8 protein-coding genes are annotated in these 7,931 nt (G+C 68.2%); 3 read left to right on the plus strand and 5 right to left on the minus strand.

Annotated features, from left to right (window positions below):
- Nucleotides 1-787 (plus strand): glycoside hydrolase family 30 protein (locus tag AC1DYI_RS21020; RefSeq protein ID WP_477206079.1); only part of this gene is annotated, 787 nt, incomplete at its 5' end.
- A gap of 539 nt (nucleotides 788-1,326) precedes the next feature.
- On the opposite strand, the gene AC1DYI_RS21025 is transcribed toward AC1DYI_RS21020, so the two are convergent.
- Nucleotides 1,327-2,175: a 2OG-Fe(II) oxygenase gene (locus AC1DYI_RS21025; protein WP_477206080.1), complete on the minus strand. Its 849-nt coding sequence runs from the start codon at nucleotides 2,173-2,175 to the stop codon at nucleotides 1,327-1,329.
- A gap of 76 nt (nucleotides 2,176-2,251) precedes the next feature.
- The gene (locus AC1DYI_RS21030) at nucleotides 2,252-2,899 is read right to left on the minus strand and encodes an NADPH-dependent F420 reductase (RefSeq protein ID WP_477206081.1); all 648 of its coding nucleotides are present in this window, start codon (nucleotides 2,897-2,899) and stop codon (nucleotides 2,252-2,254) included.
- Between the two features lie 130 nt (nucleotides 2,900-3,029).
- Between AC1DYI_RS21030 and AC1DYI_RS21035 the strand changes: the two genes are divergently transcribed.
- On the plus strand, nucleotides 3,030-4,082 hold the full coding sequence (locus tag AC1DYI_RS21035) for a LysR substrate-binding domain-containing protein (protein ID WP_477206082.1): 1,053 nt from the start codon (nucleotides 3,030-3,032) through the stop codon (nucleotides 4,080-4,082).
- Here the strand turns inward: AC1DYI_RS21035 and yaaA are convergent.
- The 3 genes from yaaA to ypfH are packed head-to-tail and all read right to left on the minus strand — an operon-like array spanning nucleotide 4,019 to nucleotide 6,476.
- Nucleotides 4,019-4,801 (minus strand): peroxide stress protein YaaA, encoded by a 783-nt coding sequence (gene yaaA, locus AC1DYI_RS21040; RefSeq protein WP_477206083.1) that lies wholly within the window; start codon nucleotides 4,799-4,801, stop codon nucleotides 4,019-4,021. The two genes, AC1DYI_RS21035 and yaaA, sit on opposite strands and share 64 nt — an antisense overlap.
- Before the next feature lie 12 nt (nucleotides 4,802-4,813).
- Nucleotides 4,814-5,728: a sulfotransferase family protein gene (locus AC1DYI_RS21045; protein ID WP_477206084.1), complete on the minus strand. Its 915-nt coding sequence runs from the start codon at nucleotides 5,726-5,728 to the stop codon at nucleotides 4,814-4,816.
- 1 nt (nucleotide 5,729) lies between these two features.
- Nucleotides 5,730-6,476, minus strand: coding sequence for an esterase (ypfH, locus tag AC1DYI_RS21050; RefSeq protein WP_477206085.1), 747 nt, complete (start codon nucleotides 6,474-6,476; stop codon nucleotides 5,730-5,732).
- A gap of 215 nt (nucleotides 6,477-6,691) precedes the next feature.
- On the opposite strand from ypfH, the gene AC1DYI_RS21055 reads away from it, so the two are divergent.
- The coding region (locus AC1DYI_RS21055) for a DUF4331 domain-containing protein (RefSeq protein ID WP_477206086.1) at nucleotides 6,692-7,931 on the plus strand (1,240 nt) is incomplete at its 3' end.

Genomic DNA, 7,931 nt, shown 5'->3' on the forward strand with positions numbered 1-7,931 from the left:
CGTCTGGGGCATCACCGTGCAGAACGAGCCGATGGCCAAGCAGACCTGGGAATCGATGATCTACACGGCCGAGGAAGAGCGCGACTTCCTGAAGAACCACCTCGGCCCGACGATGAAGCGCGAGGGCCTGGGCGACCGCAAGATCATCGCCTGGGACCACAACCGCGACCTGATCACCCACCGCGCCCACACGATCCTGGGTGACCCGGAAGCGGCGCCCTACGTCTGGGGCGTGGGCTTCCACTGGTATGAGACCTGGGCCGGCGGCGAACCGATGCACCGCAACGTGGCCGCCGTGCACGAGGCCTACCCGAAGGTCAACCTGCTGCTGACCGAAGCTACCGTCGAACGCTTCGACCCCGCTCATCTGCAGTGGTGGCCAAACGCCGAGCGTTACGGCAGCCAGATCATTGCCGACTTCAACACCGGCGCGGTCGGCTGGACGGACTGGAACATCCTGCTCGACGAGCGCGGCGGCCCCAACCACGTCGGCAACTTCTGCTTCGCGCCGGTGCATGCCGACACCAAGACCGGCGAGCTGGTCTACACCCCCAGCTTCGCCTATCTGGGCCACTTCTCGAAGTTCATCCGCCCCGGTGCCCAGCGTGTCAGCGCGGTCAGCAGCCGCAGCACGCTGCAAACCACGGCTTTCGTCAACCCRCAGGGGCAGTTGGCGGTGGTGGTGATGAACGGCGGCGACGCGGCGGTGAACTACCGCCTGCAGATTGGCGCGCAGGAAGTAGCGCTGACGATCCCAGCCCACGCGATCCAGACGATTGYGGGCTGAGCCGTCAAGCTGCAAGGGAGACTTGCGTCGAAGATTCCACCTGCGACGCGTGGAGCGCGGCGGGTAGCCCGGGGGCGCGTTCTCCGGCCCACGCTCGCGGGGCACCGGATGCGGCCTGCCTGTGTCTCTCGGTCAGCCTCGTTTCCTCGTGCGCCGGTTGAGGCGACCGCGAATGGGGCCTGCGCCCGCACCCCCGAGCCACCCACCAAGGCACCCGGGTGGCATGCCACGGCGTGGCACATCAGCCGACTGCTGCAGCTCACAGCAGAAGTGGCGCCACTTCGGTCGCATGCAAAGGCGCGGCACGCCACCGACAGTGCTTCAGGGTGGTGGTGGTGCCTCCGGGCGCAGGCCCCATTCGCGGTCGCCCCCACCTCGCCAGGGCACCACGGTGTTGATGCCACCGCCCGTTACCTGCCTCCACCGTGCCCCGCGAGCGTGGGCCGGAGACCGGGGGCACCGCCGCCGCCCTGCGCCACCACCTCGGCAGTCTGAACACCCTGCACCCGACCACGAAGCGTCGAGCGCAGTCGATCAATTCAGATGAACTCGCGCTCGCGCAGCCACTTCGTCGCGACCCACTTCTCGCCTTCGATCACCGGGGCGCCGCCGTGCAGCGTCTTGGTGCTCGGGTGCGGCGCGTGGTAGCTGAAGAAGACCGCGTTGCCCTTGACCGGCGCGACCTCCAGCCCGACATCGGGGAAGGTGGTGCCGCCGCCCTTCTCGGGCGTGTTCAGGTAGATCACCAGCGTGCCCACCCGCTGGCCGCCGCGCGACAGGATGGTCGGCGTGCCCGAGTGGACCGGGTCGAAATAGTCGTGGTGCGGCTTGTACTCGGCGCCCGGGCGGTAGCGCAGCACCTGCAGGCCCTCGCCGTTTTTCACCGGCCAGTTCAGCAAGGCGCCGATGCGCTTCTCGATGCGCTGGCACAGCGGGTTCTCGCCGCGGGTGAAAAACATGCCCTCGCTGGTGCGGGCCGTGTTGACCTCACTGCCGCCGGTCTCGTTGACCACGGTTTCCGAGCGCACCAGGCGCTGGCGCGACAACGCCACCAACTCGTCGCACTCGGCTTCTGTCAACAACCCGCCAAACACCACCACACGCGGCAGCGCCATCATTGTCAGCACCCGCACCTCGTGGCCTTCGGCCATCAGGCGGGTGGTCGACTCCTCCAGTGACGGCTCGGGCAGGCTGCGCCCGGGGATCGGCTTGCCCTTGGCCTGCAGATGCTCGGTCAAGGTGACTTCGAGCGCCTCGATGGCCACCTCTTCCGGCCAGCCACTGGTGCGCATCGCGGTCAGAACTTCTTCGGGCGGGAAACCCGATTCGGCCTGGGCCACGATCCAGGCGCGCAGTTCAGGGGTGATCGAGGGGGATGTCGTCGTCATCCCCCTATTCTTGCAGCAGTTCGCCGCCCTGTTGACGCCCGGCGGCGATGGTTTTGCAGCCGGGCGTATCCGTGCGTCAGGCCGGGTTGACCAGCTTGAACGCGTGAACCCAGTCGTTGCGCAGGAAACCGGGGATGCACCACAGCATGCACAGCGGCTCGATCGCACGCGCCGCGGCGGCCACGCCCATGTCGGCCGTGTCCCAGCCCACCGCGGCCAGCAACGTGGTCACGGTGGCCTTGGCGCCCGCGTCGTCGCCACAGATGAACATCGTCGGCCGCCCGCCGGGCAGCTTCGGGTCGATCATCAGCGCGGCACCGACCGAGTTGAAGGCCTTGACGAACTTGACCGCCGGGTGGGCCCGCTGCAGGCGCTCCATCAACGCATCGTCCAGCGTCGTGAAGAAACGCAGCACGCCGTTGTCGGGCGGCAGGTCGGCGATCGGGTTGGTCGCGTCGATCAGCACCTTGCCGGCCAGGTGGCGGCTTGCGTCGGCTGCCTTCAGCACGGCCTCGGCGGCGCCGCCCTTGACGGCCAACACGCCGATCTCACCGAACGCGGCGCTGTCGGCGAAGTTGCCCACCCGCGCCTTCGGGTGCTTGGCCGACCAGTCGTTCAGCTTGGCCGGGTCGCGGGTGCCCAGCATCACCTCGTGGCCATGGGCCAGGAAGCCCGCCGCCAGCGTTTGCGCCACGTCGCCCGAACCCRGGATTCCGATCTTCATATCAAGCTCCTTTTGCGTCTGCCTGCCCGACCACCGGGCCTGCGATGGAGTGAACTTTAGGCACCGGATACCGCTACTGGAAGTCACCAGCGCTTGATGGATTCACAACCTTCAGTTGACAATCTCCGACATGAAGCAACTTCAGGGTTTGTTGGCCTTCGTCGAGGCCGCCAGCGCCGGCAGTCTGGCCGCGGCGGCCGACCGGCTGGAGCTGACGCCCGCCGCGGTCAGCAAGAGCCTGGGCAAGCTGGAGGCGCAGCTGGGCGTGCGCCTGCTGCAGCGAAGCACGCGCCGCCTGGCGCTCACCGCTGAAGGCGAGCGCTTCTTGGAGAAAGCTCGCCACGCACTGCGGGCGCTCGACGAAGCCGTGGCCGATGTGACCCAGAGTGCCACCGAGGCCACCGGCCGCGTGCRCATCTCGGTCGGCCATGCGATGGGGCGCGACTGGGTGCTGCCACTGCTGCCTGCGCTGAGCCGTGCCCACCCGGGATTGACGATCGAGCTGGACCTGGACAACCGCCCAATCGACCTGGTGGCCGAGGGCTACGACATCGGCATCCGCGGCGGCTTCATCGAAGACTCGAGCCTGGTCGCGCGGCGCATCTGCGGCCTGCCACTGGCGCTGCTGGCCAGCCCTGGCTACCTGAAGCGGGCCGGCGTGCCGCGCACGGTCGACGAGCTGAGAACCCACGAGTGCGTGGCGGTGCGCTTCGCCAACAACGGCCCCAGCCCCTGGTGGTTCCGCTCGAGTTCGGGCGGCCGCGGCGCAAGGCGCATCGAGATCCAGCCGCAACCGCGATTGACCGTCAGCGACCCGGCCGCGGTGCTGGACCTGGCGCTGGCCGGTGCCGGCATCGTGCAAGCCGGCCTGCATCACGCGCTGCCGTTCTTGCGCAGCGGCCGGCTGAAGCTTCTGTTGGTCGAGCAGCACGACCCCGGCGAGCGCGAGGTGGTGCTGCACTACCCGCATCGGCGCTACCTGGCGCCGCGGGTGCGGGTGGTGGTCGACACGCTGCTGGCCCAGCTCGGGCCGCCGAGTGACCTGCACATGACAGTGCAGGACCTGCTGGCCGAAGTGCCGGATGCCGAAGCACTGGCCGGCGTGACGCCGGCGCCTGATCAGCCGCCCTTGCGGCGGAAGACGAAGCGATCGGCTTCCGACACTTCCGCGTCGAAGGCATAGCCCTCGGCGTCGAAGGCCTTCAGCGCTTTCAAAGTTGACGCGCGCTGCTGGATCGCGTGGCGCGCCATCAAGCCTCGCGCCCGCTTGGCGAAGAAGCTGATCACCTTCCACTCGCCGCCGTGCCACTCTTCGAACACGCACTCGATGACCCGCGCCCGCAGCGCCGGCCGCAGTGCGGCACGTGAATATTCCTGCGAAGCCAGGTTGACGACGATCGGCGCGCGTTCGTCGGCCTGAGCCTCGTTCAGCGTCTCGGCCAGGGTGTCACCCCAGTAACCGTACAGGTCCTTCGCACCGTCAGGCGTGGCCAGGCGCGTGCCCATCTCCAGCCGGTAGGGCTGCAGCCGATCGAGCGGCCGCAGCATGCCGTAAAGGCCCGAGAGGATCACGACGTGACGCTGGGCCCAGGTCCAGTCGGCTGAGCTCAAGCTCGCCGCCTGCAGGCCTTCGTAGACATCGCCGTTGAAGGCCAGCGCAGCCGGCCGGCTGTTGCGGCTGGTGAAGCGGGTCGACCAGGCGGCGTAGCGGTCGACGTTCAACTGGGCCAGGTTGTCCGACAGGCTCATCAGCCCGGCGAGGTCATCGGCCGAGTGGCCGCGCAACACGTCGATCAGCTTCGCCGCCTCATCGACGAAGCGCGGCTGCGTGGCGCGCTTGGCCACCGCCGGCAGCGGGCTTTCATAGTCCAGCGTCTTGGCTGGTGACAACAGAAACAGCATGGCAACAAAGCTTCAGTCGTGTGGAGCCGGATCCGGGCGCAGCGGCCCGGGCACGCGCCAGCGCCGCGTCAGGCCCCAGGTTTCCTTGCGCAGCATCGCGAGCGTCTCTTCGCTCAGCGTCGAGGGCCGCGGGGCACTGGCGGTGCCGATCGGCCGGCCCAGCCGCTCGTCGACCCGGTCGCGCCAGGCCGCCTTGGCCGACATGACGGCCGGATCGTAGGGCTCGCCGATGAACTCGCAGATCGCCGTCATCGCGGTCACCGGGTCGGCATTGAGCCAACTGTAGGGCACCTGGAACACCTGGCCAGGCGCCGCATTGGTCACATCAGTCAAGGCCCGGTCGACACGGCGGAACTGCTGGATCAGCTGCTCATCGCTCTGATCGAGCCAGCCCCAGGCTTCACGCGGCTTGCCCAAGGCTTGCTCGCGCTGCAGGCGGCGGCGGTACGAATCGACCACCTCGATCGGCTCGCGCACGCAGGCCAGCACCCGCGCCTGCGGGAAGACGCTGAAGATGCGCGCCAGGCTGTGCACATGGGCCGGCGTCTTCTCCAGCGGCCGCTGGCCCCGGTAGACACGGTGGGCGGCGAATGCGAAGAAGGCGCGGATCAGGTCGTCTTCGTCCAGCGAGCTGGCATCGCCTCCGGCCTGCGCCCCCAGTTCGGCCAGCCGCTCGTGCAGCAACTGCAGGTTCTCGGCGCCCCGCAGGTAGGCCTGCAGCATGTGCCGCGGCGGGTCGGCCAGCAGGTTGCGCGGCTCGCGGAAGATGAAGGTCTCGTAGACCAGCGGCACGGCAAACAGCGCCGGGTGCTGCGACATCGCCAGCTGCAGCGCCGAGGTGCCGCTGCGCTCCTGGCCACAAATGAAAACCGGCCGTGCCGCGGCGGCCCAGGCACGCAAGGCGCCCACACTGTCGAACCAATTCATCTCAGTCTTCTGCGTCGAGCTCGTCATCACCCCGTGAGGCCAGGCGCTCGGCCAGGCCGGGCACCGCGCCCAACGCGGCGGCCCAGGTGCGGTGGGGGATGTGGGTGCGCAGCCGGTCGATCGCGCAGTCGACCAGCGCGCCCGGCAGCTCGTGGCCCAGGCCCTGCACGATGTCGATGGTTGCATCGCCTTGCAACTCGGCCACACGCTGCATCGCGGCGCGGGCGTGGTCGGCGGCAATCACGTCGTCGTCGGCGCCGTGGAAGAAATGCAGCGTCGTGTGCTGCAGCGCCCGCTCAGGCAACGTGGCGTAGCGGCCGGCAAAGGCCAGCACCCGGCCCGCCAGACCGTCTTCGGCCTGAGCCAGCTCGAGCGCGCAGATCGCGCCCTGTGAAAAGCCGATCAACGCGGTTGCCGCCGAGCCGACACCGGTGGCCTGCTGCGCACCACGCACCCAGGCGGCGAGCTTGGGCAACATCCGGCGCACGCGTTGCACCCGGTTACCTTCGTCCAGGCCCAGCCGCGAAAACCATTGGCGGCCGCCCAGCGCGCCGCTGGGGTCGCCATCGAAAGGATCGAAACCGTCGGGTGCCAGCACCGCAGCCTGGGGAAATGCGCGACGCAGCGCTTCGGCCAGCGGCGCCATGCCGGCGGCACTGTCGCCAACGCCGTGCAGCACGAGCATCAACTGCTCGGGCCGACCTTGCGCGGGCAGCCATTGCAGGACCTGGGGATCATCGGAAGCCATCCCCCGATTGTCGCCCGGCTTGGAGCAGGGGCTTTACCCGGACAGGCGGCGGAAATCACGGGCACCCCCGTACGCAGCGCTGCCCCGATCGGATGCAAGTCACCCAGCGGGCCACGGGGTTTGTTCACGCGGCTGCATCCGCTCGCCCAGGCCAGCGCGTAAGCACGGTCACGCCCGCCACTTTGAGCCGGCGCAATCCTTCAGGAGACCTCTTCATGAACCGCACTTCCCTGCTCGTCCGCCTGGCCCCGCTGGCCGCCGCCGCGGCACTGGCCACGCTGGCCGGCCCCAGCCTCGCCTCCAGCCACCGTGAGGCCCCGTTCATCACCGGCTCGCCCAAGGTCGACGGCACCGACTTCTACATGTTCCGCAGCTACGAGACCGGCCGCTCGAACTACGTGACGCTGATCGCCAACTACCAGCCGCTGCAGGCGGCCTACGGCGGGCCGAACTACTTCAACATGGACCAGAACGCGCTGTACGAGATCCACATCGACAACAACGGTGACGCGAAGGAAGACCTGACGTTCCAGTTCCGCTTCACCAACACGCTGGCCAACGCCGGCCGCGGCATCGAGCTGCCCGCCGGCAAGAAGAACGTCGCGATCCCGCTGATCCAGGCCGGCCCGGTGGCCAACGTGGCTGACGCCAACCTGAACGTGGCGCAGACCTACAGCGTGATCATGATGAAGGGCGACCGCCGCCACGGCGAGCCCTGGACCATCACCAACGCCGCCACCGGCTCGGCCACCTTCGACAAGCCGGTCGACAACATCGGCACCAAGACCATCCCCGACTACCCAGGCTACGCCGCCAAGCACATCTACAACATCAACATCCCGAACTGCGCGACGCCGGGCAAGATGTTCGTCGGCCAGCGCGCCGAGGGCTTTGCGGTCAACCTGGGCGTGATCTTCGACCTGGTGCACGCGCCGATCGAAGTGATCACCGACCCGAACCAGATCGGCCTGTTCCCCAACATCATTGCCGACGACAACGTGACGACGATGGCGCTGGAGCTGCCGATCAGCTGCCTGACGCAGGGCAGCGAGCCGGTGATCGGCGGCTGGACCACTGCCAGCGTGCGCCAGACGCACAACATCGACGCTTCGCCTAAGTCAGGCCTGAACAAGGTCGACAAGGACGCCGGCGACTGGGTGCAGGTCTCGCGCCTGGGCATGCCGCTGGTCAACGAGGTGGTGATCGGCCTGAAGGACAAGGACAAGTTCAACAGCTCGCAGCCCAGCGGTGACGGCCAGTTCCTGAGCTATGTGACCAACCCGACGCTGCCCAAGCTGCTGGAGATCGCACTGCCGCTGCCCAACAGCGCACCGACCAACTACCCGCGCAGCGACCTGACGACGACCTTCCTGACTGGCATCCCCGGCGTCAACCAGCCAATGAACGTGGTCGCCTCTGAAATGCTGCGCCTGAACACCAGCATCATGCCGGTGC

Source organism: Ideonella sp. P3_A4 (genome assembly GCF_056403075.1).

Bases quoted from the DNA above. Each gene is read 5' to 3' on its own strand.
- AC1DYI_RS21045 (WP_477206084.1), bottom strand. From the start codon at position 5,728: ATGAATTGGTTCGACAGTGTGGGCGCCTTGCGTGCCTGGGCCGCCGCG.
- yaaA (WP_477206083.1), bottom strand. From the start codon at position 4,801: ATGCTGTTTCTGTTGTCACCAGCCAAGACGCTGGACTATGAAAGCCCG.
- AC1DYI_RS21025 (WP_477206080.1), bottom strand. From the start codon at position 2,175: ATGACGACGACATCCCCCTCGATCACCCCTGAACTGCGCGCCTGGATC.
- ypfH (WP_477206085.1), bottom strand. From the start codon at position 6,476: ATGGCTTCCGATGATCCCCAGGTCCTGCAATGGCTGCCCGCGCAAGGT.